Annotated in this window: 20 protein-coding genes and 1 pseudogene; 9 read left to right on the top strand and 12 right to left on the bottom strand. The window is 73.2% G+C overall.

All coding sequences use genetic code 11. The annotated features are described in order from the left end of the window. Positions 1 to 139: 139 nt before the first annotated feature. From ACLQ29_RS10070 to ACLQ29_RS10060, 3 genes are all read right to left on the bottom strand, one after another. Positions 140 to 2,014 carry a polysaccharide biosynthesis protein gene (locus ACLQ29_RS10070; protein WP_425771352.1) on the bottom strand — a complete coding sequence of 625 codons (1,875 nt, stop codon included), beginning with the start codon at positions 2,012 to 2,014 and terminating at the stop codon, positions 140 to 142. A gap of 147 nt (positions 2,015 to 2,161) precedes the next feature. Beyond that, the gene (locus tag ACLQ29_RS10065; RefSeq protein ID WP_425771351.1) at positions 2,162 to 3,310 is read right to left on the bottom strand and encodes a DegT/DnrJ/EryC1/StrS family aminotransferase; all 1,149 of its coding nucleotides are present in this window, start codon (positions 3,308 to 3,310) and stop codon (positions 2,162 to 2,164) included. Between the two features lie 337 nt (positions 3,311 to 3,647). Then, positions 3,648 to 4,730, bottom strand: coding sequence for an ATP-grasp domain-containing protein (locus tag ACLQ29_RS10060; RefSeq protein WP_425771350.1), 1,083 nt, complete (start codon positions 4,728 to 4,730; stop codon positions 3,648 to 3,650). Between the two features lie 147 nt (positions 4,731 to 4,877). On the opposite strand from ACLQ29_RS10060, the gene ACLQ29_RS10055 reads away from it, so the two are divergent. Further along, positions 4,878 to 5,576, top strand: a complete 699-nt coding sequence (locus tag ACLQ29_RS10055) for an acyltransferase (protein WP_425771349.1) — start codon at positions 4,878 to 4,880, stop codon at positions 5,574 to 5,576. 20 nt (positions 5,577 to 5,596) lie between these two features. Here ACLQ29_RS10055 and ACLQ29_RS10050 read toward each other — a convergent pair. Further along, positions 5,597 to 6,658: pseudogene (locus ACLQ29_RS10050) on the bottom strand (glycosyltransferase); the annotation flags it as partial. 241 nt (positions 6,659 to 6,899) lie between these two features. Between ACLQ29_RS10050 and ACLQ29_RS10045 the strand changes: the two are divergent. Together ACLQ29_RS10045 and ACLQ29_RS10040 are read left to right on the top strand one after the other, a co-directional pair. Then, the gene (locus tag ACLQ29_RS10045) at positions 6,900 to 7,976 is read left to right on the top strand and encodes a glycosyltransferase family 4 protein (protein ID WP_425771348.1); all 1,077 of its coding nucleotides are present in this window, start codon (positions 6,900 to 6,902) and stop codon (positions 7,974 to 7,976) included. Between the two features lie 2 nt (positions 7,977 to 7,978). Next, the gene (locus tag ACLQ29_RS10040; RefSeq protein WP_425771347.1) at positions 7,979 to 9,310 is read left to right on the top strand and encodes a glycosyltransferase; all 1,332 of its coding nucleotides are present in this window, start codon (positions 7,979 to 7,981) and stop codon (positions 9,308 to 9,310) included. Here ACLQ29_RS10040 and ACLQ29_RS10035 read toward each other — a convergent pair. Then, on the bottom strand, positions 9,226 to 10,461 hold the full coding sequence (locus tag ACLQ29_RS10035; protein ID WP_425771346.1) for a glycosyltransferase family 4 protein: 1,236 nt from the start codon (positions 10,459 to 10,461) through the stop codon (positions 9,226 to 9,228). The genes ACLQ29_RS10040 and ACLQ29_RS10035 overlap by 85 nt on opposite strands. A 209-nt stretch (positions 10,462 to 10,670) precedes the next feature. Between ACLQ29_RS10035 and ACLQ29_RS10030 the strand changes: the two genes are divergently transcribed. The 3 genes from ACLQ29_RS10030 to ACLQ29_RS10020 are packed head-to-tail and all read left to right on the top strand — an operon-like array spanning position 10,671 to position 14,414. Continuing rightward, positions 10,671 to 11,615: an NAD-dependent epimerase/dehydratase family protein gene (locus ACLQ29_RS10030; protein WP_425757818.1), complete on the top strand. Its 945-nt coding sequence runs from the start codon at positions 10,671 to 10,673 to the stop codon at positions 11,613 to 11,615. Positions 11,616 to 11,623: 8 nt separating this feature from the next. Continuing rightward, positions 11,624 to 13,030: a lipopolysaccharide biosynthesis protein gene (locus ACLQ29_RS10025; protein WP_425771345.1), complete on the top strand. Its 1,407-nt coding sequence runs from the start codon at positions 11,624 to 11,626 to the stop codon at positions 13,028 to 13,030. Beyond that, on the top strand, positions 13,020 to 14,414 hold the full coding sequence (locus ACLQ29_RS10020) for a glycosyl transferase family 1 (protein WP_425771344.1): 1,395 nt from the start codon (positions 13,020 to 13,022) through the stop codon (positions 14,412 to 14,414). The genes ACLQ29_RS10025 and ACLQ29_RS10020 overlap by 11 nt, the downstream gene beginning before the upstream one ends. Before the next feature lie 6 nt (positions 14,415 to 14,420). Here ACLQ29_RS10020 and ACLQ29_RS10015 read toward each other — a convergent pair whose 3' ends face one another. Beyond that, positions 14,421 to 15,767, bottom strand: coding sequence for an O-antigen ligase family protein (locus tag ACLQ29_RS10015; protein ID WP_425771343.1), 1,347 nt, complete (start codon positions 15,765 to 15,767; stop codon positions 14,421 to 14,423). Positions 15,768 to 16,075: 308 nt separating this feature from the next. Here ACLQ29_RS10015 and ACLQ29_RS10010 point away from each other — a divergent pair, with 308 nt between their 5' ends. Genes ACLQ29_RS10010 through wecB form a run of 3 tightly spaced genes read left to right on the top strand, consistent with a single transcriptional unit; the run spans position 16,076 to position 19,381 of the window. Further along, positions 16,076 to 17,116 (top strand): polysaccharide biosynthesis protein, encoded by a 1,041-nt coding sequence (locus tag ACLQ29_RS10010; RefSeq protein ID WP_425771342.1) that lies wholly within the window; start codon positions 16,076 to 16,078, stop codon positions 17,114 to 17,116. Next, positions 17,110 to 18,234, top strand: coding sequence for an NAD-dependent epimerase/dehydratase family protein (locus ACLQ29_RS10005; protein WP_425771341.1), 1,125 nt, complete (start codon positions 17,110 to 17,112; stop codon positions 18,232 to 18,234). The genes ACLQ29_RS10010 and ACLQ29_RS10005 overlap by 7 nt, the downstream gene beginning before the upstream one ends. A gap of 22 nt (positions 18,235 to 18,256) precedes the next feature. Next, positions 18,257 to 19,381: a non-hydrolyzing UDP-N-acetylglucosamine 2-epimerase gene (wecB, locus tag ACLQ29_RS10000; protein WP_425771340.1), complete on the top strand. Its 1,125-nt coding sequence runs from the start codon at positions 18,257 to 18,259 to the stop codon at positions 19,379 to 19,381. A gap of 60 nt (positions 19,382 to 19,441) precedes the next feature. On the opposite strand, the gene ACLQ29_RS09995 is transcribed toward wecB, so the two are convergent. The 6 genes from ACLQ29_RS09995 to ACLQ29_RS09970 form a co-directional block, all read right to left on the bottom strand. Beyond that, complete coding sequence (locus ACLQ29_RS09995; protein ID WP_425771339.1) at positions 19,442 to 20,644, bottom strand: glycosyltransferase family 4 protein; 1,203 nt, start codon at positions 20,642 to 20,644, stop codon at positions 19,442 to 19,444. Next, the gene (locus ACLQ29_RS09990) at positions 20,641 to 21,288 is read right to left on the bottom strand and encodes a NeuD/PglB/VioB family sugar acetyltransferase (protein ID WP_425771338.1); all 648 of its coding nucleotides are present in this window, start codon (positions 21,286 to 21,288) and stop codon (positions 20,641 to 20,643) included. The genes ACLQ29_RS09995 and ACLQ29_RS09990 overlap by 4 nt, the downstream gene beginning before the upstream one ends. Continuing rightward, on the bottom strand, positions 21,285 to 21,938 hold the full coding sequence (locus ACLQ29_RS09985; RefSeq protein ID WP_425771337.1) for a sugar transferase: 654 nt from the start codon (positions 21,936 to 21,938) through the stop codon (positions 21,285 to 21,287). The genes ACLQ29_RS09990 and ACLQ29_RS09985 overlap by 4 nt, the downstream gene beginning before the upstream one ends. Beyond that, the gene (locus ACLQ29_RS09980; protein WP_425771336.1) at positions 21,935 to 23,092 is read right to left on the bottom strand and encodes a DegT/DnrJ/EryC1/StrS family aminotransferase; all 1,158 of its coding nucleotides are present in this window, start codon (positions 23,090 to 23,092) and stop codon (positions 21,935 to 21,937) included. Before ACLQ29_RS09980 ends, ACLQ29_RS09985 begins: the two co-directional genes overlap by 4 nt. Before the next feature lie 249 nt (positions 23,093 to 23,341). Continuing rightward, on the bottom strand, positions 23,342 to 23,800 hold the full coding sequence (locus ACLQ29_RS09975; RefSeq protein ID WP_425771335.1) for a hypothetical protein: 459 nt from the start codon (positions 23,798 to 23,800) through the stop codon (positions 23,342 to 23,344). Between the two features lie 23 nt (positions 23,801 to 23,823). Further along, on the bottom strand, positions 23,824 to 24,708 hold the full coding sequence (locus tag ACLQ29_RS09970) for an aminoglycoside phosphotransferase family protein (RefSeq protein ID WP_425771645.1): 885 nt from the start codon (positions 24,706 to 24,708) through the stop codon (positions 23,824 to 23,826). Between the last annotated feature and the right edge of the window lie 377 nt (positions 24,709 to 25,085).

Genomic DNA, 25,085 nt, shown 5'->3' with positions numbered 1-25,085 from the left:
CTCTCGGTCCTGTCGGTCTGCGGCGAACGCCGGAGGGAGGCGGCTGCCGCGACGCGGCCTCGCGTTGGGGTTCCTCACGGTCATAACTGCCGGTGCGGGGATTTGGGTGCGGCTCCCGGCCACCGTCCGCGCCCGCCGGTCACCGGGACTGCAGGGGTACGCCCACCGGGCCGCCCACCGTCGGGTCGATCGGCTGGGCGCAGAGCAGCGCCAGGTGCTCGGCGATCTTCGCCGCGTCGTCGTACGGGTCGAGCCCGCTCACCTCCATCGGGTCGAGCCCCGGCACGGCCACGTGGGACACCAGCGGGTGGAACGGCCGGGTGTCGACCTCGCCGGCGCCGAACAGGTCCTCGTGCAGCTTCTCGCCGGGACGCAGGCCGGTGTAGACGATCGGCACCCGGCTGGACGCCTGCTCGGCCATCTGCCGGGCCAGGTCGGCGATGCGGACCGGCTCACCCATGTCCAGCACCAGCGCCTCCCCGTCCCGGCCGATCTCGGCGGCCTGGAGCACCAGGTGGACCGCCTCCTGGACGGTCATCAGGTAGCGGGTGACGTCCGGGTGGGTGACGGTCAGCGGCTTGGCGTCCTCGATCTGTCGCTGGAAGGCCGTCACCACCGAGCCGCGGCTGCTGAGCACGTTGCCGAACCGGACGCTGAGGAAGGTCCCCGGGAACCGGGACGCGGCGTGCGCGGTCAGTCGCTCGGTGATCCGCTTGGAGTACCCGAGCACGCTGATCGGGTCGGCCGCCTTGTCGGTGGAGATGTTGACGAACTTGGCCACGTCCTGGCAGGCGTCCAGCACCGACAGGGTGCCCCACACGTTCGTCTTGACCGCCTCGCCGGGGTGCCGCTGCAACAGGGTCAGGTGCTTGAGCGCCGCCGCGTGCAGGATGATCTCCGGACGGCGATCCCGGATGATCCGGCGGAGACCCTCGTCGTCGCGCAGGTCGGCGAGGATCAGCTCGGGGCTGTCCAGCAGGGCTCGGCCGGCGAGCGACATCTGCAGGCCGTGCAGGGCCGACTCGTCGCGGTCCAGCATCATCAGCTCACCCGGGTCGGCCTTCATCACCTGCCGGCAGAGTTCCGAGCCGATCGACCCGCCGGCGCCGGTGACCAGGACCCGCCGCCCGGTCAGGCTGTTCGTGTTCAGCGGAAGGTCACCGATCACCTGGCGGCGGCCGAGCAGATCGCCGATCTGCACGTCCCGGACGTCGGTGACGGTGATCCGGTGGTCGACCAGGTCCCGCACGGGGGGCAGCACCTTGAACACCGCCCCCGCGGTGAGCGTGGCCTCGCGGATCTGGCGGATCAGCGCCGCGTCGGCGTTGGCCACCGAGAAGATGACCGCCTTCGCGCCGGTCCGGCGGACCGCGGCATCGACGTCGTCCCGCCCGCCCAGCACCCGTACCCGCCGGATGCGCAGGTCGCGCTTGTCCGGATCGTCGTCGAGGGCGCCCACCGGCAGGTACCGGCCGCGCGGGTCGCCGACCATCGCCCGCAGCAGTTCCTGCCCGGCGTTGCCCATCCCGAACAGCAGCACAGGCGTCGACGACCGCACGTCGGGGCGCATGGAGAGGTCCCGGCGGTGCCGGTACGCGAACCGGGCGCCGAGCATCAGCAGCAGGGCGAGGGCGCCGCCGACCAGCGGGGTGCTCGCCGGCACCGGCCGTTCACCGGAGGACAGCAGGCCGAGCAGCACGATGGTCGCCGTCGAGATGGCGGTGCCGGCGACGCCCTGGACCTCCTGCAGGCTGCCCAGCGGGTGTCGTCCGGAGTAGAGCCGGCGGACCGCCGCCACGCCCACGTGCACGACCGCGGCGAGCAGGCCGATCGCCGCGGCCCGGCCCAGTTGGCCCGCCGGGAGGTCAAACTCGAACCGGGCCCAGACGGCCGCGGCGAAGCCGCTGACCCAGGCGGTGGTGTCGGTGGCGAGGAAGCCCGCGGTGCGGCGGCGGGCCCGGGCCCGCCGTGTCGAGCGGTCCGCGTGCTCCGTGTGCTCGGTCTCCTGCGACATGTGCTGGCTCCCTGACCCGTCTGCGACCGCTTCCGCCGCGTACGGCAGAAGGGGTTTAACGCCCTTTGTCCTTGCTACAGGCAGTTTCGTGTCTTCGGGCGGTTTCTGGCTTATATCGCCGTGGCCACCTCTCGCGCCTCTCGGCGGTCACACCGGGCCGGCTCCCGTCCGGCGGCTCAGGAACTCCTCGATCGCGGCGGACACCCGGGCGATCTGCGGCTCGGTGAGGGCGCTTCCGCTGGGCAGCGTGAGCCCGTCGGTGAACAGGCGCTCCGCCGCGCCGGTGAGCAGGCTCTCCGCGCCGTCGTGCATGGGCTGCAGGTGCATGGGCTTCCACACCGGCCGGGTCTCGATGTCGCGCTCGGCCAGGTGGTCCGCCAGGTCGTCCGCCCGCCAGCCGCACCGCTTCGGCTCGACGGTGAGGACGGTGAGCCAACAGTTGGACTCGCCGTCCTCCGCGCCGAGCAGCCGGACGCCCGGCACCGGGGCGAAGAGCTTGGCGTAGTGGTCGCGCAGGTGTCGACGGCGGGCGATCATCGCGTCCAGCCGCAGCAACTGGGCCCGGCCGAGCGCCGCGAGCAGGTTGCTGAGCCGGTAGTTGTAACCCGTCTCGCGGTGCTCGTAGTGCCGCGCGGGTTCGCGGGCCTGGGTCGCGAGGTGGCGGGCCCGGGTGAGGAGCGCGGCGTCGTCGGACACCAGCATCCCACCGCCGGAGGTGGTCATGATCTTGTTGCCGTTGAAGGAGAGCACGCCGACGCGCCCGAAGGAGCCGGCGGCCTGTCCGCCGTGGCGGGCGCCGAGGGCCTCCGCGGCGTCCTCCACCACCGGGACGTCGGCGTCGGCACAGACCGGGATCAGTGCTCGGTAGTCGGCGCAGCTGCCGAACATGTCGACGGGAACGACCGCGCCGACCCGCTCGCCGCGCGAGCGCAGCCGTCGCAGCGCCTCGTCGACGAGGGCGACGTCCACGTTGCCGGTGCGGGGATCACAGTCGACGAAGACCGGCCGCGCCCCGATGTAGCGGGCCGCGTTCGCGGTGGCGACGAAGGTGAGCGTGGGCACGATGACCACGTCGCCGGGGCCGACACCGACACCGAGCAGGGCGAGGTGCAGAGCCGCCGTCCCCGAGTTGACGGCCACGGCTCCCTGGGTGCCGACCCGGGCTGCCACGTCCTGCTCGAACGCCTCCAGGTCCGGGCCGACAGGCGCGACCCAGCCCGAGCGCAGGGCGGCGATCAGGTACGACTCCTCGAGTGGCCCGATGTCGGGTGTCGACAGGTACACGGTGTCGCTCATGGGGCACCGCCGGTCACGAGACCACCAGGGATCGGCACGATCTGACCTCCAACGGCGTCGGGGACAACGCCGGGTGAGTGGCCCACCGGGGCAGAAATCGGATGACGACCCTGATTGGTGACACTCAACCAGCATTCCCCCGATCAACCGCAAAACCCACAGTCGGACACGGCCAGGTCGGCTGCCTTCTGCGGTCTGGTGGTCGGCGGCGCGAGCCGCGAGCGTCGCAACGGCCGGTCGGGCGAGGGGAAGACTGGCCGGTCGGGCGAGGGGAGGGGTGGCCCCTTCGGCGGGGGGTTGTGCCGCCGCTCAGGTCACCGAGTGGACGCGCTCGACGTCAGTGGGTCGATGGCCGCGAGGTGGCCGATCGGGTCGGCTGCGCCGGCAGTGCGGGCCCGGGGCGTCGAAGGTGGCCGACGATCGCCGCGCAGAACACCGCCTCGATGTCGCACTCCTCTTCGACGTGCTGCCACGCCTCGCCCGCCCGGACGTGGTAGCCGGTCGATTTCTCCGCGGTGACGGTGCCGAAGTGCAGGCACTGAAACTCGATCAGGTGGAAGCGGTCGCCGCTGTGGCCGATGTCCAGCGACGCGAGCGGGGTGCCGAGGACGTCGCAGACCTGCTCGGCGTAGTCCAGCAGCGCGTCGCGGTCGACGCCCGCCATGTCCTGGAAGTCGAAGTCGCCGCTGCCGCTGGCCCGGAAGTCGCCGGGCCGGTTACGGCGGTAGAGGGTGTAGTAGCGCGCGCCCATCTTCAGCACCTTGAAGTCGCCGGTCAGCCCCGGAATCAGCGCCTGCACCAGGAACTTCTGTCGGTGCAGCGAGCGCGGGTGGTGGGCGCGGCGAAGCAGTCGTCTGCCGTGCTCGCGAACGGACTCCGCGTGGTCGTGGGTGCGGCTGAGGGTGCGGGCGGCGCGCAGCAGTTCCGTTCGGTTGGCGGCGCGGGCCACGAACTGGGAGCCGGCGCCGTAGGCGGACTTGAGCACCATCGGCCATGGCCCGTCCAGGGTCGTCTCGGCGAGTTCCTCGTAGGTGCCGAAGGAGCGGGTGCCCAGACGCCTGGCGTCCGCGGGGAAGAGGTGGGCGCGCAGCGCCTCCATCATCACCTTGTTGTGGTGCGCGCGCAGGTAGCGGTAGCCCGGAAGGACCTGGGCGCCGCTGGTCTCCAACGCCAGCACCAGGTCCTCGATCCAACTCTTGTAGCACAGCCCGCGATCCTCCGAGGAGGTGTAGAGCACCGGGACACCGCGCAGATCGTCGCTCAGGTCCAGGTCCGCGAAGCGGATGACCTCCGGCGCGAGGCCGGCGCGGGCGAGGTACGCGGTGATCCGGTCGACGTCCATCGTGCACAGCCCGTGCTGGGTGCGGGCGGTGGAGTAGAACGTGCCGCGGTAGTCGGTCAGGATCAGGATTCTGGTCATCTCGGACTCTCTGCGCCACGCAGATTTCGAGCGTTACGCACCTATTGTGGAGGATGATGAGGCTACCATCGGCCCCGGTATCGACCTGGACGAACGGCGGAGATGCGGGGGCGACATGCGTGTGGTGCCCGAGCGGGCGGGGGTCTGATGCGCGTCCGCCGCGACCAACCTGGAACGCTGCTCGGCCCGGTGATCGGGGCACTCGATCGTCTCCTGTGCGCGGGGGCGCGGGCCCGTCGGGCGATCCGGGGTCTTGCGCTCGCCGGCCGGTTCGCGGCCCGCGGAGACAACTTCACGTTCGACCCGGACGGTGTGTACACCTGCGAGTCGATCGAGGTCGGCGACAACGTGGATCTCGGATACCGGCCGATCCTGGTGGCGGCCCGGAGTCGGATCCGCATCGGTGACAACGTGATGTTCGGCCCCGAGGTGACGATCCGGGGTGGCAACCACCGCATCGAGCAGGTCGGCGTACCGATGATCGCGGTCGACAAGGAGGCCGGCGACGACAGCCACGACCGGGGCGTGACCATCGGCGACGACGTGTGGGTGGGCACCCGGGCGGTGATCCTGCACGGGGTGACCATCGGCCGGGGCGCCGTGATCGGCGCCGGCGCGGTGGTCACCCGGTCGGTCCCGCCGTACGCGGTGACCGCCGGCAACCCGGCCCGGGTGATCCGCCTGCGGTGGCCGGTGGAGACCATCCAGGCCCACGAGCGGCAGCTCTACCCGGCCGACCGTCGGCTGACCGCCGCCGAGATGGCCGGCCTCGCCGAGCTGCCGGCGCCCGAGCCGCGCCCGACGCCCGTGACGAAGTCGCTGACCACAGGCGTCCAGCCGCGATAGTCGAAACAGTGGGCCCGCTCCCGGGCCGCGCGGCTCATCGCCCGCCAGGCCGCGTCGTCGAGACGCAGCGCCCGCTCGATGCCGCGCCGGACATCCTCGGCTGCCGAGCCGTCGAGCAGGATGCCCTCACGACCGTCCACGAGGTAGCGCCGCAGATCGCTCGTGAGGTTGAGCAGCACCGGGCAGCCGGCGGCGAGGCTCTCCGGCACCTTGGAGGGGAAGCCCGCCTGCGCGTACCCGGCCGACGGGCGGACCAGCACGGAGAAGTGCGCCCGGCGCAACTCGGCGAGCACCGCCTCGCGCGGCACCCGGCCGAGGAAGCTCACCTGGTCGTCGAGGTCGGCCGGCCCGGCCTCCCCCAGGTCGGAGAGGCTGCCGGCCTGCTCCCGGCTGATCCCGGCGATCACCAGGCGTACCCGGGCCCGCTCGGCGGGCGCGAGGAGACGGATGCCCTCCAGCACCACGGCCAACTGGTCCTTCGCGCCGGCCGACCCGGCGTAGAGCAGTCGGAGCCCGTCGCCGAGCGGGGCCGGTGCGGGGTCGGCGTAGTCGGCGCGGTCGACCTGGGGCGGCACCACAAGGGTCGGCCGGCCCAGGCGCACGAAGTGCCGCTCCAGCAGCTCGGAGATGACGATGAGCTGGTCGGCGAGCCGTCCGGCCCAGAAGGACGCCCAGCGGTGCCGGAGGAGGTACGGCGTCCGCCAGCCTCGGGGAAACTGTGCCCGGTCGTGCTGCTCCAGCACGTCCACCGTCACCGGGCACCGCACCGCCACTCGCAGCACCGCCCAGGTCGTGAGGTCCCACAGCCCGAGCGGCAGGTGGACGCCCGCCAGCTCGCCCGGACGGACGCCCGCGCGGCGCAGCGCGGCCAGCACCCGCAGCGGGCGGGCACGCCTGCGCAGCCAGCGGCCCGGCACGCCACCGCCCAGCCGGCGCCGGGGCAGGGTGATCAGGCGGACGTCGGGGGGCAGGTCCACCGCGCTCGGTGGACGCGACCCGTCGTCCGGCCAGTCGTTGACCACAAGTGTCACTCCGCCCGGCGGGGTGGCCGACCGGGCCAGTTGCAGAAGCCGGTTGGACATCGCGTCACCGTGCGGGAACCGGTACGCGGCCAGCGCCAACACCGCCGGCCCCGCGCCGGGCCGTAGGGCGGGGATCAGGTCCGTGCCGGTGGTGGGCTCGTCCACGGTCTACCCCTCCGGAAGCCTAGGTGTTTTATGCCATTATGGCTGCTTAGTCTAGACCTCCGTCGAAATGAGGAGACATGCAGCGTGCAGCCGTGCGTGACACCCGGCGTCGCCAGGCGTCGGCCGGAGTCCCGTCGTGAGCCGACCGGTGGTGGTGCAGCACTCGGCGGGTGCTCCCGGCGCCAACGGCCCGCTGACCGCCGTGCGGCGGGTGCTCGCCTCGCCCCTGGCCGACACCTACGAGTTCGTCCGGATGCACCAGCACGCCGGAAACGGCAGTCTGAACGTGCCGCTGCTGCGGGAGTGGGTGCGGCTGCTGCGCCGGGTCCGCCCGGATCTGGTGCACGTCCGGGGCTTGCAGAACGAGGGCTTCCACGGGGTTCTCGCCGCTCGCCTCGCCGGCTGCCCGCGGGTCCTGGTCACCGTGCACGGCACCGTACGTGACCTGCGTCAGCCGGGTCGCCCCTGGCGGCGACGACTGCTCGTGCACGGGGCCGAGCCCGGGACGCTGCGGCTGGCCACCCACGTCGGCACCGTCTGCGCGTACGCCGCCGGCCGGGACTTCCTGGGCGGCCTGGGCGCGAAGTTCGTCGGGGTGATCCCCAACGGCGTTCCGCTGCCGGCCCGTCCGCGCGCCGCCCGGGACCGGGTCCGCGCCGAGCTGGGCCTGCGCCCCGACGACGTGGCGATGATCGCGGTGTCCCGGCTGACCTGGGAGAAGGGGTACGACGTCCTCGCCGACGCGCTGCGCCGGCTGCCGCCGTCGGCCACCCGCCGGGTGGTGCTGGTCGCCGGCGACGGGCCCGACCGGGACGGGATCGCCGCCGCGCTGGCCGACGCCGGTCAGGTCGAGGTGCGCCTGCTCGGCAACCGTCTCGACGTACCCGACCTGCTCGCCGCGGCGGATCTCTTCGTCTTCCCGACCCGGCACGAGAACCTCTCCAACGCGCTGCTGGAGGCGATGGCGTACGGGCTGCCGGTGGTCGCCTCGGCGGTGGGCGGCAACGTCGAGGTGCTGCGCTCCGGCGGCGGCCGGCTGGTGCCGGCCGGTGATCCGGATGCCCTGGCCGCGGCCCTGACGCCGCTGCTGGACGACCCCTCCGAGCGGCGTCACCTGGGGGAGTTGGGTCGCAAGGTGGTGGCCGAGGACTACAGCCTCGACGTCATGCTCGGTCGCCTCGACCGGGTCTACCGGCAGATCCTCGGGGAGTGACGGTGGCGCAGCGACGCGGTCCGCGAGTCACCCTGCTGGGCTTCACGGTGCCGGACGACCTGCTCGCCGAGATCATCGCCCGGGACACCATCATGCCCACCCAGACGCACACCTTCGCGTGGGGCCTGGTGCGGAGCCTGCGGGCCGCCGACTGTCCGGTGCACCTGCTCTCCGCGGCGCCGGTGTCCACCTGGCCGGGCAACAGGCAGGTCCGCTTCCGTGCGGGGCGGTTCCGACAGGACGACGTGGACGGGCAGCTGCTGGCGTTCGTGAACCTGCTCGGCCTCAAGCACCTCACCCGGTTCGTGTCCGCCTGGCGTACCGGCGGTCGGGCGCTGCGCCAGCGGGACGCCGAGGTGCTGCTGGTGCACGGCGTGCACTCGCCGTTCCTCTGGTTCGGTGTGCTGCGGGCCCGCCGCCGCGGCGTCCACGTGGTGCCGGTGCTCACCGACCCACCGGGTGTCGCGCTGCCCACCGACGGTCGGCTGGTCCGGCTGCTGCGCGGGCTCGACGTCGCGCTGGTCCGGGCCGCCCTCGCCCGCTGCTCGGGGGTGATCGCGCTGACCGCCGCGCTCGCCGAGGACTTCGCGCCCGGCCGGCCCCGGTTGGTGCTGGAGGGCATCTGTTCCGCCGACCCGCCGGAGCTGCGCGAGGACGCCTCGGTGGTGCCGCCGGGTCCGCCCGCCGCGACCAGGGACATCGTGTACGCGGGGGGCCTGAGCCGGGCCTACGGCGTCGACCGGCTGGTCGAGGCGTTCCGCGGTCTGCCCGGTGACGACCTGCGGCTGTGCGTGTACGGCCGGGGTGAGCTGGCGGGTTGGCTGCGCGACCAGGCCGCCCTGGACCGGCGCATCGTGCCTCCGGCGCTGCTGCCCCGGGCGGAGTTGCTGCCCCGGCTGGCCCGAGCGGCCGTGCTGGTGAACCCGCGCCCGGTGGAGCAGGACTTCGTCCGCTGGTCCTTCCCGTCGAAGATCATCGAGTACCTCGCGGCCGGGGTGCCGGTGGTGAGCACCCGGCTGCCCGGCATTCCCGGGGACTACGCGCCGTGGCTGTCCTTCGCCGAGCCGGACACCGCCGACGGGCTGCGTACCGCCGTGGGTGGGGTGTTGGCCCTGCCCACGGACGAGGCCCGGGCGCTGGGCGCCGGCGGGGCCCGCTTCGTGCGGGAGACGCGCAACCCGGCCGCACAGGGTCGCCGCGTGCGCGACTTTCTCGCCGGCCTGGTCGGGCTGCCCGACGAGCGCGCCCCTCAACCCCGGCCGCGCGCCGCGGCCTTGCTGAGCAGGTCCTCGATCTGGTCGACGCCGACCCGCAACGACATCCGGTCCAGGTAGAGCTGACGACCCCGCCGGCCCATCGCCGTCCGCTGCTCGGGCGGCACCTGGGCCGCTGCCGTGAACTGGTCGGCCAACGCCCGCCAGTCGTCCGGCGGGCAGACCAGGCCCGCCTCGCCCGCGCTGACCAACCGGGCGGCGTCGCCGTCGGCCGACATCAGCACCGGGGCGCCGCAGGCCAGCGCGGCCTGCAACTTCGAGGGCACCGTCCCACGCAGCCAGGGCAGGTCGCGCAGCATGACCAACTGGTAGTCGGCGGCGGCGTACAGCTCGGCCATCTCGGCGGCCGGGCGGCGACCGACGAACCGCACGTTGTCCGCGCCCAGCTCGTCGGCGAGCCGACGGGCCTGTTCCGCGCCCAGCCCGGTGCCGACGAAGACCAGGTCCACCGCGTCCGGTGCCGCCGCGGCCGCGCGGATGGCGACGTCGACGCCCTGCAACACACCCAGGTTGCCGGCGAACATCACCGTCACCCGCCCCCGGTGCCCGATCGTCGCCCGCGCCGAGTCGGTGCCGGGCACCGGCCGGAACAGCGCCTCGTCGGTCCAGTTGAACACCGTCCGCACCGCGTCCGGGTCGACACCCCGCTCGATCACCTGTTCCGCCATCGCGGGCGCGATCACCGCGATGCCGGCGCAGGCGCGGTAGATCCGGCGCATCGTGCCGACCAGGACCCGCTCCATGGCCCGCCCGGCCAGCCCCGGTGGGGCCATCCCGGACGCCGTCACCGACTCCGGCCACAGGTCCTGCACGTGCAGCACCGTCGGGACGCCACGCAGCAGCCGCAGCAGACCGGCGGCGGCGTACGCGGTGGGTGGCGGGTGGTAGACGTAGAGCGCGTCGACGCCGCGCAGGTGACGCGGGGCCGCCAGGGTGCTGGTGGTGGCGAAGGAGAGATAGCTCGCCGCCCGGCGCAGGCCGGAACGGTCGTGACTCGGGTACGCGGGCACCCGGCGAACGGTCACCCCGCGATCGGTGGCCCGGTGGTTCCAGCGCTGCCGCCAACCCGGGTAGGTCCGCCCCAGCGGCAGGCTCGGAAAGGTGGTCAGCACCCGCACCTCGTGGCCGCGTCGGGCCAGCTCCGTGGCCAGTTGACCAGGCACGAAGGCGCTCTCCGGCGGGTACCACTGACTGATCAGTCCGATTCGCATGTGCCCGGCACTCCCGTCGACGTCAACTCGTCCCACCTGGGCAGACAACTGGCGGAGGGGAATGAAGGACACGCGTGGCGGCGTCCGATTCGCGTGACTTGTACGAACAGCGCTCGTTGTCACACACGTGGCCGCGGGACGACCGCTGCCCCTGCCGGGCGGGCATCGCACCGCCGGTCGCCCGGGGCCGAACCGAACGGGGAGACGCGTTGAAGGTAGTCGTGACAGGTGGCGCCGGGTTCATCGGCGCCAACCTGGTACGGGCGCTCGACAAGACACCCCAGGTGACCGACGTCGTGGTCGTCGACGACCTCTCCACCGGCCTTTTGGACAACCTGCACGACCAACCCGTCCGGCTGCACCGGGGCACCGTGCTCGACCCGGACCTGCTGGACGAGACGTTCACCGGCGCGACCACGGTGGTGCACCTGGGCGCCCTCGGCTCCGTGCCGCGCTCCATCGACCGGCCGCTGCCCAGCCACCACGCCAACGCCACCGGGACGTTGATGGTGCTGGAGGCCGCTCGCCGGCACCACGTGCCGCAGGTGATCCTCGCGTCCTCGTCGTCGGTCTACGGCGCGAACCCGGTGCTGCCCCGCCAGGAGGAGCTGCGCCCGATCCCGGTCTCCCCGTACGCGGTCTCCAAGTTGGCCGCCGAGGCGTACGCGGTCGCCTACGCCGCCTGCTACGACATGGGCGTGCTGCCGTTCCGCTTCTTCAACGTCTACGGCCCCCGGCAGGCCGCGCACCACGCGTACGCCGCGGTGCTGCCCCGCTTCGTCACCGCCGCGCTGGCCGGCGAGCCGCTCCGCGTGCACGGCGACGGGCGGCAGGCCCGCGACTTCACGTTCGTCGGCAGTGTCACCTCGGTGATCGTCGACGCCATCGTCCGTCGGGTGTCCACCACCGACGTGGTGAACCTGGCCTTCGGCGCGCGGATCTCCCTACTCGACCTGATCGCCGAGCTGGAGGACGTCATGGGCCGGCCGCTGCCGGTCGTGCACGAGGCGCCGCGCCCGGGCGACGTGCGGGACTCGCAGGCCGACTGCACCCGCCTGCGGGAGCTGTTCCCCGGGGTGCGGCCGGTGCCGCTGCGCGTCGGCCTGGAGCGCACGGTGTCCTGGATGGCGGGTCACGCGCTCGCGAGTCAGTAGGGCCGTCGATGACGTCCGGGGTCGTCGAGCGGACCCGGCGCGCCCGTCGACCGGGCGCGCACCGTCGCCACCCCGACCGGGGCCGCCGGCTCCTCTCCGGGGTCGCGACGGCGCTGCTCAGCCGGGCGGTGGGGCTCGTCGTGCCGATCGTCCTCGTGCCGGTGACGCTGCCCTACTTCGGCAACGACCTGTACGGCCTGTGGATGGCGGTGGCCGCGCTCGCCGGCATGGCGGCCTTCGCCGACCTGGGGCTGGGCAGCGGGCTGATGACGAAGCTCGCCCCCTGCTACGCGCACGGCGACACCGCGCGGGCCCGTCGCTACATCTCCAGCGCGTACCTGACCCTGTCGGGGCTCGCGCTCACCCTCACCGCACTGCTCTGGATCTTCGCCGGAGCCGTGCCCTGGTCGGCGTTGTTCAACGTGACGGGTCAGGTCAGCCCGGAGCAGACCCGGATGATCTCGTTGATCTGTCTCACCGCGTTCGCGCTCAACGTCCCCCTCAGCCTGATCACCCGCGTCCAGTACGCCTACCAGCAGGTCGGCCGGAGCAACATCTGGCAGACCGCGGGCAGTCTGGCCGCGCTCGGCGCGGTGCTCGGCGTGGTCTGGGCCGACTGGTCACCGATCCTGGTGGTCGCCCTGTCGGTGGCCGCGCCGCTGCTCGTCAACCTGCTCAACACGCTCTGGTTCTTCGGCCGTCAGGAGCCGCGGATCCGGCCCACGCCGAGGGCCGTACAGGCCCGCGCCGCCCGGGAGCTGACCCGGCTCAGTGGGCTGTTCTTCGTGCTGACCGTGGTCATCTCGTTCGCCACGAACGCCGACACGCTGATCATCGCGCACGCGCTCGGCCTGTCGGCCGTCGCCGGATACGTGGTGCCCGCGAAGCTGTTGTCCCAACTCGGCCAGCTCGTCGTCCTGGTCAACGTGCCACTGTGGCCGGCCAACGGCGAGGCGTTGGCCCAGGGCCAGGTGGACTGGGTCCGCCGTACCACCCGCCGGATGACCGTGTTGTCGGTGCTCGCCGCCGGCCTGCCGGCCGCCGTGGTCGTCGCCTTCGGTGAATGGCTCTTCGCGGCCTGGCTGCCGGTGCCGATGGGCGGCGACAGGTGGCTGCTGGCCGGGCTGGGCGTCTGGTGGCTGCTGCAGTCGGCGCTCTCGCCACGGTTCATGGTGCAGAACGCCGGCGGCGTCCTCGTCCCGCAGTTGCTCGGCTGGGGTGCGTTCCTGGTGCTGTCGGTGCTCGGCAAGTGGTACGCCGCCGACCGGATCGCCGTCGCCGCCGTGCCCTGGGTCGGTGCCGCCGGTTACGCGCTGACCGTCGTGCCGGCGGCGTTGTACGGATATCGCCGGACGCTGCGGCTGCACCGCGGCCCGGCCGTCGAGGGAAGAGTGGTGTCCGAACGTGCGCGCTGACGAGTATCCCCGCGTGCTGGTGGTGAGCGCGGCCGTGTTCGACCGCTCCACCGGCACCGGCATCACCCTGTCGAACCTGTTCACCGGCTGGCCGTCCGAGCGGCTCGCCCAGCTCTACGCCGAGGACCGCGCCCCGGGCCCGGACGCCGTCGGCACGTTCGCCCGGTTCGGGCCGCGCAACGCCCCGGTGGAGTACCACCTGTTCCGGCAGTGGGAACGCGTCCGCCGGCCGGTGCGGGCCGTGGTGCGCGGCGCGGCCGGTTCGCCAGGCGCGGCCGGTGCGACCGGCCCGGCGCGTGATCCCGGGCCCGGCCCGGTGCGTGCCCGGCTGCGCACCCAGCTCCGTGCCTTCGTCGACCTCAGCCCGGTCCGGGTCCCCGTTGACGTCCGGCGGTGGCTGCGGGAGCAGCGGCCGGACGTCATCTACACCACGCTCGGCAGCATCCGGATGATGCGCCTCGCCGTCGCCGCCGCGCAGGAGTGCCGGGTGCCCCTGGTGCCGCACTTCATGGACGACTGGCCGACCACGCTCTACGCCGGCGGTCAGGTGCTGGGGCTGCCCCGCCTCGCCGTCCGTGCCGGCTTCCGGGACGTCCTGCGGCACGCCTCGTACGGAATGGGGATCAGCCCGGCGATGGCGCGGGAGTTCGAACGCCGCTACCGGTTGCCGTTCGCCGCCTTCGGCAACTGCGTGGACGCCGCGGACTTCGCCGACCCCGACCGGCCCGCGCCGGACCGCCCGGCGGGCGCCCCGGTCGAGGTGGTCTACGTGGGCGGGTTGCACCTGGACCGGTGGCGCTCGCTGCGCCGCGTCGGCGAGGCCGTCGTCCGGTTGGTGGCCCAGGGGACGCCCGCCCGGCTGACCGTGCACGCCCCGGCGACCGACCTCGCGCGGTACGCCGGCGCGTTCACCGGGCTGCCCGCGGTGCGCCTGGGTCGATCCTTGGCCAGCGCCGAGGTCGCCGGTGCGCTGCGCCGTGCCGACGTGTTGGTGCACGTCGAGTCGTTCGCCGCCGAGCACCGCCGCTACACCCGCTACTCGCTGTCCACCAAGATCCCGCAGTACCTGGCGTCCGGCCGTCCGATCCTCGGGTTCGGCCCGACCGAACTGGCCTCGATGGCGCACCTGGCGGCGGCCGACGCCGGCGCGGTGGTCGGCGACGACGACCCGGCGGCGCTCGTGGGCGCGCTCACCCCGCTCTGCGCCGACGCCGGGCTACGGGCTCGGCTCGGCTCTCGCGGGCTGGCGTACGCGGTGCGGCACCACCGTGCCGACCAGGTGGCGGCCCGCTTCGCCGAGGTGCTGCGGGAGGCGGCGACCCGCCCGACAAACCGGCCACCGGCGCCCCGGGCCGGGGCGCTCGCGGACGCCGACGCCGACTGACCCGCCTCAGTGGTAGCGGCTGGCCTGGACCGTGTCGCCGGCGCTGACGCCGAAGGGCGCGACCGGTGCCGGGCGCTGTCGGCGGGCGCGGGCGTGCCGGGGCGCCGCCGGCGGACCCCAGATCCCCGGCAGGACGGTGACCAGCGCCAGCACCAGCCAGAAGGCGAGCGACGTCTCCCACTGGCCGGTCAGCCAGATCGGCAGCATGACGCCTGTGAACGCGCAGGCCAGGAGTAGCCCGGCGCGGCCGGTACGGGCCGTGCCGACGAGCGCCGCGGCCATCGCGCCGAAGTAGAGCAGCACGCCGACCAGCCCGAGGTCGTTGCCGACGGTGAGCAGCAGGTTGTGCGGCCCGATCTCGTACGGGTTGGTGCTGATGAAGACCCCCGCGCCGGATCCGTTGAGCGGTGACTCCGACCAGGTCGACAGCGCGTAGGGCCAGATCGACAGTCGCCCGGAGATGTCGCCGGTGGGGCGTCCGTACAGGTTGTCGAGCCAGAGCAGTTCGGCCCGGGGTGCCACCCCGAACGGCACCAGGACGACAAGCGCGGCGGCGAGCCCGGCGACGGTGACCCCGGTCAGCCGGGGCGTCACGCGGGCGGCCAGCGCGCCTACGAGACCTGCCCCGATGCCGATCGCCGCGCCGCGCGAGCCGGTGAGCAGCACCCCGTACCCGAGCAGCACGGCCAGGGCCAGCGGCGCGAGGCGCAGCACCGGCCGGTGCGCGCCGGCCGCGGCGAGCACCAGGGCCAGCACCACCCCGGCGGCCAGGGTGTACGCCGTGCCGTTCACCTCTCTGCCGTCGATGCCGTAGCGCTCGGCGAAGAGCAGCACCTGCCCCTGGGCGCGGGCGCCGGTGGCCACCTCGACGGCGACCACCGCGCAGCCGAGCAGGAAGGTCCAGCCGACTAGCAGCACGTCCCGTCGGCCCCGGACGACGTGTCGGCAGGCCACGAAGAGCAGGCTGACCGAGGCGTACCGGTAGGCGGCGGGCCCGGTGATGTCGGCGTGGTCGCTCCAGAGCAGGCTGGCGACCGCCCAGCCGGCGGTGAGCAGCGCGACGGTGTCGACCGGCCGCGGCCGGGGCAACCGGCCGGTCAGCACGACGGCGAGCACGGCGAGGATCGCCACGTAGTTGAACGACCACCACGGTGGGCGGGCCACCAGGTAGGCGGCGACACACAGGACCAGCACGGCGGGCAGGCTGCCGGTGGGCGTGGCGGGCGCGCGGTCGGGCGGCGCCGCGGGTCGCCCTCCGGGTGGGGTCAGCGGGGCGGGCGCCAACCGTGCGCCACCGGTGGGGTGGTGCCGCAGGGCGTGGGTCGGGCCGTGCCGCGGTGGCGCGTCGGGCACCAGGTGCGCCTCGCGCCCGTCTGGACAGGCTCGGCGAGGCACGGAACCGTTTCTACCAGGTGCGGCAGTACGAAGTGGCCAAATCACTGCATACGCCGACATGTTTTCCGAGTTCCCTATCGCTCGTTTGGCCCGTTTGCCGCCCACACACGTATCTGCTGCTCAGGCCTCTCGTTGACCCGGGTGCCGCATCCGGTGGGGCTTCCGCCTGACCGCCGGAGACCGGCGCCCCCGCCGCAGCGCGCAGCGCTGTGCCGCGCCGGGCCGACGGGTGAAACCCGCCCGTCGGGTGACGAACGGGAGAACCAATGAGCGTGAAGACCGCGGGCCGCCGGGTGCTGATCACCGGTGGGACCGGATCCTTTGGACAGACGATGGCCCGACGACTGCTCGACCGGGACGTCGCCGAGGTGCGGATCCTCAGCCGGGACGAGGCCAAGCAGGACGCCATGCGGCGGTCCATCGGTGACGGGCGGGTGCGCTACCACGTCGGCGACGTCCGGGACGTCGACACGGTGCTGCGGGCCACCCGGGGCGTCGACTTCGTCTTCCACGCGGCGGCGCTCAAGCAGGTGCCGTCCTGCGAGTTCTTCCCCCTGGAGGCGGTCCGCACCAACATCCTCGGCAGCGGCAACGTGGTCGAGGCCGCCGCCCACAACGGCGTCAGCTCGGTCGTCGTGCTCAGCACCGACAAGGCCGTCTACCCGGTCAACGCGATGGGCATGAGCAAGGCGCTGATGGAGAAGGTCGCCCAGGCGTACGCCCGGAACAACCCGAACAGCGCCACCACCGTGTCCTGCGTCCGGTACGGCAACGTGATGTACTCGCGCGGCTCGGTGATTCCGCTCTTCATCGAGCAGATCAAGGCCGGCCGCGCGCCCACCGTCACCGACCCGGCCATGACCCGCTTCCTGATGTCGCTCGCCGACTCGGTCGACCTGGTCGAGCACGCCTTCCACCACGCCCGCCCCGGTGACGTGTTCATCCGCAAGGCCGCCGCCTGCACGATCAGCGACCTCGCCGAAGCCGTCTGCCAGCTGTTCGACGTGCCGTTCAAGCTGGACATCATCGGCGTACGGCACAGCGAGAAGTCGCACGAGACCCTCGCGAGCCGAGAAGAGCTGGCCCAGGCCGACGACTTCGGGGATTTCTACCGGGTGCCGCTGGACGCGCGGGACCTCAACTACGCGCTCTACGTCTCCGAGGGCGAGCTGGGCGAACGGCCCGGCGAGGACTTCAACTCGGCGAACGCCACCCGCCTCGGCGTACCCGATGTGGTGCGGCTGCTCAGGTCGCTGCCGGAGATCCGGGCGGAGCTGGCGCTGCGGGACCCGGTGCTGGCGTGCTGAGCCTCGCCGTCACCGGCGCCGGCGGTTTCCTCGGCTGGCACGTGCGGGTCCTGCTGCGCGCGCTCGGCTGGCCCGAACCTGTCGTGCTGACCCGTACCGATCTGGCCGACCCGGCGGTGGTCGCCCGCAGGATCGCCGGGGTGGACCGGGTGCTGCACCTGGCCGGGGTCAACCGGGGTGAGCCCGCCGACGTGGCCGCCGGCAACGTCCACCTCGCCGCCCAGCTCGCCAACGGCCTGCGGGCCTGCCCGGACCCGCCCGCCCAGGTGGTCTTCGCCAACTCGGTGCAGGCCGGCAACGGCACCCCCTACGGCGACGCCAAGGCCACCGCCGCCAGCATCCTCGCCGAGACCGGCGTCCCCCTGGACGACCTGCTGCTGCCCAACCTGTACGGCGAGCACGGCCGACCCTGGTACAACTCGGCCGTCGCCACCTTCTGCCGGGTCCTCGCCGAGGGCGGCCAACCGGAGGTCCACGCCGACCGCCAGCTGGACCTGGTGCACGTCACCGACGCCGCCGCCCGACTGGCCGGCGTCGCCGCGGGCGGCTCCTGGGACCCGGCGCTGCCGGCACTGCGGATCGGGGTCCGTGACCTCGCCGACCAACTCGCCTCGTACGCCGGCGTCTACCGCACCGGCGAGATCCCGCCGCTGCGCGACAGGCACGACGTGCGGCTGTTCAACACCTACCGGTCGCACTGCTTCCCGGCGCACTACCCGTTGGCCCTGCCCAGCCGCGCCGACGACCGGGGGGCGCTCGTCGAGACGGTCAAGGCGCACGGGGGAGCGGGGCAGACGTTCTGCTCCACCACCCGGCCGGGGATCACCCGGGGCGAGCACTTCCACCTGGCCAAGGTGGAGCGGTTCGTGGTGCTGCGCGGCACCGCGGAGATCAGCCTGCGCCGCGTCGGCGACACCGACGTCGTCCGTTTTCCGGTGCGCGGTGACCAACCCGTGGTCGTCGACATGCCGACCATGTGGGCGCACAACATCACCAACACCGGCCCGGACGAGCTGCTCACCCTCTTCTGGACCAACGAGCTGTTCGACCCGGAACGGCCCGACACGTGGCCGGAGCCGGTCGGCGACGAACACCGGGTGCCGGTGGGCGCCCGGTGAGTGACGTGTGGAGGGAGAGCACATGACCAGGGTGATGACAGTTGTCGGCACCCGTCCCGAGATCATCCGACTGTCCCGGGTGCTCAGCCGGTTGGACGACACCGTCGACCACGTGCTCGTGCACACCGGGCAGAACTGGGACACCACCCTCTCCGACGTGTTCTTCAGCGAGCTGCGCCTGCGCGAACCGGACCGGTTCCTGCGCGTCGACACCACCTCGCTGGGCCGGGTGCTCGGCGGCGTCCTGGTCGGCATGGAGGCGGCGATCGCCGAGTTGCGGCCGGACGCGCTGCTCGTGCTCGGCGACACCAACAGCTGCATCGCGGCGCTGATGGCCCGGCGGATGCGGGTGCCGGTCTACCACATGGAGGCCGGCAACCGCTGCTTCGACCTCAACGTGCCGGAGGAGACGAACCGGCGGCTCGTCGACCACGTCGCCGACTTCAACCTGGTCTACACCGAACACGCCAGGCGTAACCTGCTCGCCGAGGGCCTGCACCCGCGCCGGATCCTGCACACCGGCTCACCGATGCGGGAGGTGCTGGAGCACTACCGGGCACCGATCGCCAGCTCGACGATCCTTCGGCAACTGGAGCTGGACGACGGCGGGTACTTCCTGGTCAGCGCGCACCGGGAGGAGAACGTGGACCGGCCTGACCGGCTGCGGCGGCTGCTGGACTGCCTGGTCGCGGTCCGCGACCGGTGGGGCTACCCGGTGCTGGTCTCCACCCACCCGCGCACCCGCAAGCGGCTGGAGGCGCTCGCCCCGGACGCCACCGCGCTGGACGGCATCGCCTTCCACGACCCGTTCGGTCTGCTCGACTACGTGCACCTGCAGACGAAGGCGTTCTGCACCCTGTCCGACAGCGGGACGATAAGTGAGGAGGCGGCCATCCTCGGCTTCCCCGCGGTGACCCTGCGCGAGTCCATCGAACGCCCCGAGGCGCTCGACGCGGGCGGGATCATCATGACCGGTCTCGACCCGCGGGGAGTGGTCGAGGCGGTCGAGGTGACGGTGGCGCAGGTCGCCGCGGACGGCGTGCCCTGCCCGGCCGACTACCAGGTGCCGGACACCTCACGGCGGGTGGTGGACTTCATCCTCTCCACCGTGCGCCGGCACCACGACTGGGCCGGCATCCGGCACTGAGCCGCCACCGTGGGCGGTCGGTGGTCCGGCGGGACCGGCCACCGGCCGCCGGCGGTGTGCTCACCGCCGCCGGCCCGCCACGTCCTCGACGATGTCCGCCACCTCGGCCGCCGCCCGCAGGTCGTCGAAGGACGTCAGGATGTGCCGGCGGGCCAACCGGCCGCACAGGCCCAGCCGGCCCGCGACCCAACCCTGGTACGCCGAGTCGAGCGCCGCCACCAGAGCCGCCGGATCACCGGGCGGGACGACCCAGCCGGAACGCTCGGTCACCGCCTCGGGCAGACCACCGGCCGCGCTGACGATGCTCGGCACACCCATCGCGCCAGCCTGGACCGCCGCGCCCGGGCCGTCGCCGAGCGATGGGGACACGCTGACATCCGCGGCGGCGTAACAGGGCCGCACGTCTGCGACCGACTCCACCCAGGTGATCCCGGGATCGCCGGCGACGCCGAAGCGTTCAGCGAGCCGCCGCCGGTAGTCCTCACCGGCAGCCGTCCAGCCGCCACCGACGAGCAGCAGGTGCGCGTCCGGGTGCCGGCGACGGAACGTCCGCCAGGCGGCCAGCAGCACCTCGTGTCCCTTGACCCCCCGACCCGAGTGGATGAACCACCTCGGTGGGTAGACGTGCGCGACCATCACCGCCAGGAACGCGCCCTGGTCGATGCCCAACTCGGCGCGGAGCTTGGCCCGCTGGTCCGGGCCCGTGGCGTCCGGGCTGAACGCGTCGGTGTCCACCCCGTACACCGCGACCGGGCGACGCTGCGGCGGACATCCCAACTCGCCGTAGCGGGCCGAGGCGTACCGGCAGCCGCAGATCAGCACGTCGTCAAGCCGCCACAGCAGCCGCTCCACCGAGCGGACCAACCGGGATTCCAGGTACGCCGGGTTGGCCACCATGTGTACCCGGCGTACCGGCAGGCCCAGCGTGGCCAGTCGCACCGCGTACGCCGAGGCGATCAGGTGGTACTGCACCACGTCCGGGCGCAGCCGGCGTAACAGCGCGCGCAGCAGCAGCAGCCCGATGGGCGCGCGGCCCAGTGTGAAGTCGTACGGGGAGCTGAGCACGTCGACGCCGCGGCGTTCCAACTCGTCGGTGAGCCGGCCGGCCCCCCGCGGCAGCACGACTGTCACCTCGTGCCCCCGGTGCCGCAACTCCTCGACCTGCGGCAGCAGCCACATCCCGCCGGTGTTGGTCTTGACCAGCACCGCGATCCGGAGCTGGCGGACGCCGAGTGGCCGGTGCGCGCGGGGACCGACGCTCACCGGGCCGGGACTCCCTTGACCACCGCGCCGGCGGGTACGTCCCGGACCACGCAGGCGCCGGCGCCGACGGTGGCGCCCGCGCCGACCCGCAACCTCTGCAACACCACGGCACCGGCCCCGATCAGCACCCCGTCACCAAGCTGGCAGTCACCGGACACCGCGCCCAACGGGTTGACCGACACGTGGTCGCCAAGCGCGCAGTCGTGCGCCACCGCGCTGTTCTGGTTGAGGTGCACGTGCCGGCCGAGCGTGACGTTCGTGGTGACCCGGGCGCCGGGAAACACGATCAGGCCCTCGCCGTAGACGGTGTCCGGGCCGACCGTGGCGTCCGGGTGCACGAGCACCGCCGCCGGCAGCCGGTACGCGGTGAGCCGCTGGTCCACCGACCGCCGGGCGGCCGGATCCCCGATGCCCAGCGCCAGGTGGGTGCCGGCGGGCTGCTCGCCCAGACGGGCGGTGCCGCCGAGGTAGGGCGCCTCCAGCCGCCGCACCCGCTTCAGGTTGACCTCGCTGGGCCTGTCGTCGACGAAGCCGAGGACCCGCCACACCGGTCCGCCGGGGGCGGCGGCGTTGACGGCGTTGACGATGCCGAGCACCTCCCGGCCGTGCCCGCCGCAGCCGACGATGACCAGGTCCAGGCTCACCGGCGGCCCTCCACCGGCCGGCGACCGCCGGCGGTGGCCAGCTCGGCCGGGCCGAGGAACTCGTGGGCGGTGGCCGCACCGGCCGCGGTGATCCCCTCCCGGAGCAGGACGGTGCGTACCGTGCGCAGCAGGATCCGCAGGTCCAGGCCGAGCGAGCGGTGCCGCACGTAGCGCACGTCGAGGGCGAAGCGCTCATCCCAGCTCAACGCGTTGCGCCCGTACACCTGTTGCAGACCTGTGATGCCGGGCCGCACGTCGTGCCGGCGGAGCTGCTCCGGGCTGTAGCGGCTCAGGTACGCCGGCAGCAGCGGACGCGGCCCGACCAGGCTCATTTCGCCGCGCAGCACGTTCCACAGTTGGGGCACCTCGTCGAGGCTTGTCGTCCGCAACCACCTGCCGAACGTGGTGAGTCGGGCGCCGTCGTTGGCAGGCGCCTCGTCCTCGCCGCCGACGGTCATCGAACGGAACTTGACCAGGTGGAACAGCCGGCCGTGCCGACCCGGGCGGGCCTGCCGGAACAGCACGGGCCGACCCATGGTGACCAGGACCGCCAGCGCCACCACGGCGAGCACCGGGCTCGCCAGCAGCAGGCCGATGGCGGCCAGGGCCACGTCCAGCACTCGTTTGACGACGTCGTAGGGCCGGTTCATCGGTGTCTGTCCAGAAATTCGGTGATCGCGGCGAGCACGCGCTCGACCTGGTCGTCGGTGAGGGCCGAGCCGCTGGGCAGGGACAGGCTGGTGGCGAAGAGTCGGTCGGCGGCGCCGGTCTGGGCGACCTGCCGGTCGGCGTACACCGGTTGGCGGTGCATCGGTTTCCACATCGGGCGGCACTCCACGCCGTGGCCGGCCAGGTGCTCGGCGAGGTGGCCGGGCTGCCAGCCGGTCCGCTCCGGTTCGACCACGACGGAGGTCAGCCAACAGTTCGAGCCGGGGTCACCGGCGCCGAGGATCCGGGTGCCGGGCACGCCCCCGAAGAGCCCGGCGTACCTGTCGCGCAGGACCCGCCGCCGGGCGATCATGGCGTCCAGTCGGGTGAGCTGGGCCCGGCCGAGCGCGGCAAGCAACGTGCTGAGCCGGTAGTTGTAGCCCACGTCGCGGTGCTCGTAGTGCGACACCGGCTCGCGGGCCTGGGTGGCCAGGTGCCGGGCTCGGGTGACGAGCGCGGGGTCGTCGGAGACGAGCATCCCGCCACCCGTGGTGGTCATCACCTTGTTGTGACTGAACGAGTAGATCCCGACCCGGCCGAACGTGCCGGCACACCGCCCCCGGTAGGTCGAACCGAGCGCCTGCGCCGCGTCCTCCACCACCGGGACGCCGACGGCCGCGCAGAGCGGCAACAGTCGGTCGTAGTCGGCGCACCGGCCGTTGATGTCCACACTCAGCACGGCGGCGACCCGTCGGCCCTCGTCGACGAGACGACCGAGCAGGTCGGCGAGCAGGTCGACGTCGAGATTGCCGGTGGACGCGTCGCAGTCCACGAAGACCGGTTCGGCGCCGGTGTAGGTGACCGCGTTGGCGGTGGCGGCGAACGTGAGCGTGGGTACCACCACCACCGTCTCCGGCCCCGCCCCGACGGCGAGCAGCGCCAGGTGCAGGGCGGCGGTGCCGGAGGAGAGCCCCAGCGCGTGGCCGACGCCGACCCGTGCGGCGAGTTCCCGTTCGAACGCGCCCAGCTCCGGCCCGTCCGGGTCGAAGCGCCCGGCCCGGATGGCTCGCAGCAGGTAGGACTCCTCCACCTCACCCACGTCCGGCGGGGACAGGAAGACCGGGTCGGCCACGCCTGGGCCGCCGCTGCGCGCCACGGGCGGACGATGGTGGATCAGATCCACGGGCGGCGCCTCCGATCGGACGATAGGGAAGACCACAGTGGTTGTATCAGCCGGTATGGCACCCCGCGCGTGTTTTGGACGACAACGCCGCGATTCCACCCGATCGGTCCTCGCGTCCGGCTCGCCCCGGGCACGGCCCGGCGGAGTGCCGCCGGCCGTGCTGGCGAGATGTCCACACCAGGGAGAACGAGCGCCGCACCCGTGGGTGATTGGCTGGGCTGCTTACCCTCGTGGGGCGGCGGGCCGGCTCGTGGAACCCGTCCCGCCGTCCAGCAGCCGGGTGAGCAACGTCCGCAACGGGATCGACTCGCCGTCGCGGCCTCCCGCGCCGACGACCAACGGCGCCGCGCTGGGCTGGGGGTCGACGCCGAACAGCCGGGCCCGCACGCCGCCGGGCACCGTCAACAGGTGGAACCGGCCGGCCACGTCCACCGCGCGGGTTTCGGCCCGGTCGACGTACCAGCCGGTCAGCCGTGTCCGGTAGCGTCCCCGCCCGTCGTAACCCCGGGCCACCAGCCGGGTGGTGGGCAGCCCTCGACGGGTCGCCTCGGCCACGAACCAGGCCACCAGCTCGGCCGCCTCCGCCTGCTCGGCGGCCCGTCGCCGCGCGTCCGCGTCGGCGTGTGCCCGCACCGCCTGCCGCTGCCGCTGCCGCCACTCGCGGCCGTCGCCCTCACCCACGAGCCGACGGTACGCGACCCGACTCAGTCGAGTACGGCCAGCAGGGTCTGCCGGGCGATCCCGGCCATCACCGGGTTGGTGTCGACGTAGTACGGCAGCGCGTTGATCGCCTGCTCGAGGGCCCAGCCGCGCCCCCGCTCCCAGGTGGCGTCGTCCACGCCCAACGCCCGCCGGTACGTCTCCCGCGACCCGCGGTCCAACAGGTTCCACGCCGGCATCAGATCCACCGCGGGGTCGCCGATCTTCACCGACTCCAGGTCGATGACCGCGGCCAGCCGGCCGTCGCGGACCAGCAGGTTGCCCGGCATCAGGTCGGCGTGGATCCACACGTCGGCCGGGTCGTCCCGGCGCGCGTCGCGGCACCGGTCCCACACCTCGGCGAGCGCGGCGGTGTCGGTGAGTTCGCCGCTGACGGCGAGGGCGGCCCGTACGTCGGCATCCCGCTCCGCGAGCGGTCCGCCCCGACCGAACCCCGGCCAGGACCGTCCGCCGGTGTCGATGCCGCGCAGGGCGACCACGACAGCGGCCAGGTCACGGGCGAAGACGTCCGGGTCGCCGATCCGGTCGGGCTGGGTCGTCTCGCCGGGGATGAACCGGTACGCCGTCCACGACCCGGGGTACCCGTCGCCCGGCGCGCCGAGAGCGAGCGGTTCGGGCACCGCGACCGGCAGATGCGCGGCGAGCAGCACCGCGTACTCCTGCTCCAGTCGCAGCTCGTCGCGCAGCGCCGGCTCGGTGGAGGGCCGCAGCGGAAACCGCAGCACGAATTCCGGGCCGAGCCGGAACAGGGCGTTCACGGTGCCGGCCGAACGGAGGGGGCGCACCGGCAACCCCCGCCAGCGCGGAAACTGTTCGGCCACCAGGGCGGCAACCACGTCCGCGCTCACGTCCACCTGGTCGGCATGCATCCGCACCGCGAGATCATCACCCAGACCCCACGGCGGGGCGACCCAATTTCCGCCCGCCCGCCCGCGCGCCCGCCCGCTGCCCGCGCGCCTGCCGCCCGCGCGCCTGCCGCCCGCGCGCCCGCTGCCCGCGCGCCTGCCCCTGGCTGGCCCGGTCACGGATGGTCGCGCTCAGACCCCGACCTTCGCGTGCGCCCTGTCGAGCTGCCCCAGATCTGGGGCGTGCTCGCCTGGAAGCGCCGACAACTCCAGATCTTGGACACTTTCCGTTCGGCGCTAATAGTTGAGCGCTAACGGAAAGTGTCCAAGATCTACACCGAAACCGGCGTCCTTACTGGCGCGCGGGTGGGTGGGTCAGTCGGCGGTCGTTCGAGAAGCGG

The organism is Micromonospora sp. DT228 (genome assembly GCF_049841595.1).
Lineage (GTDB): Bacteria > Actinomycetota > Actinomycetes > Mycobacteriales > Micromonosporaceae > Micromonospora.
Note: the sequence above shows the minus strand (reverse complement) of the source record. Positions and strands in the feature narration are given on the sequence as shown.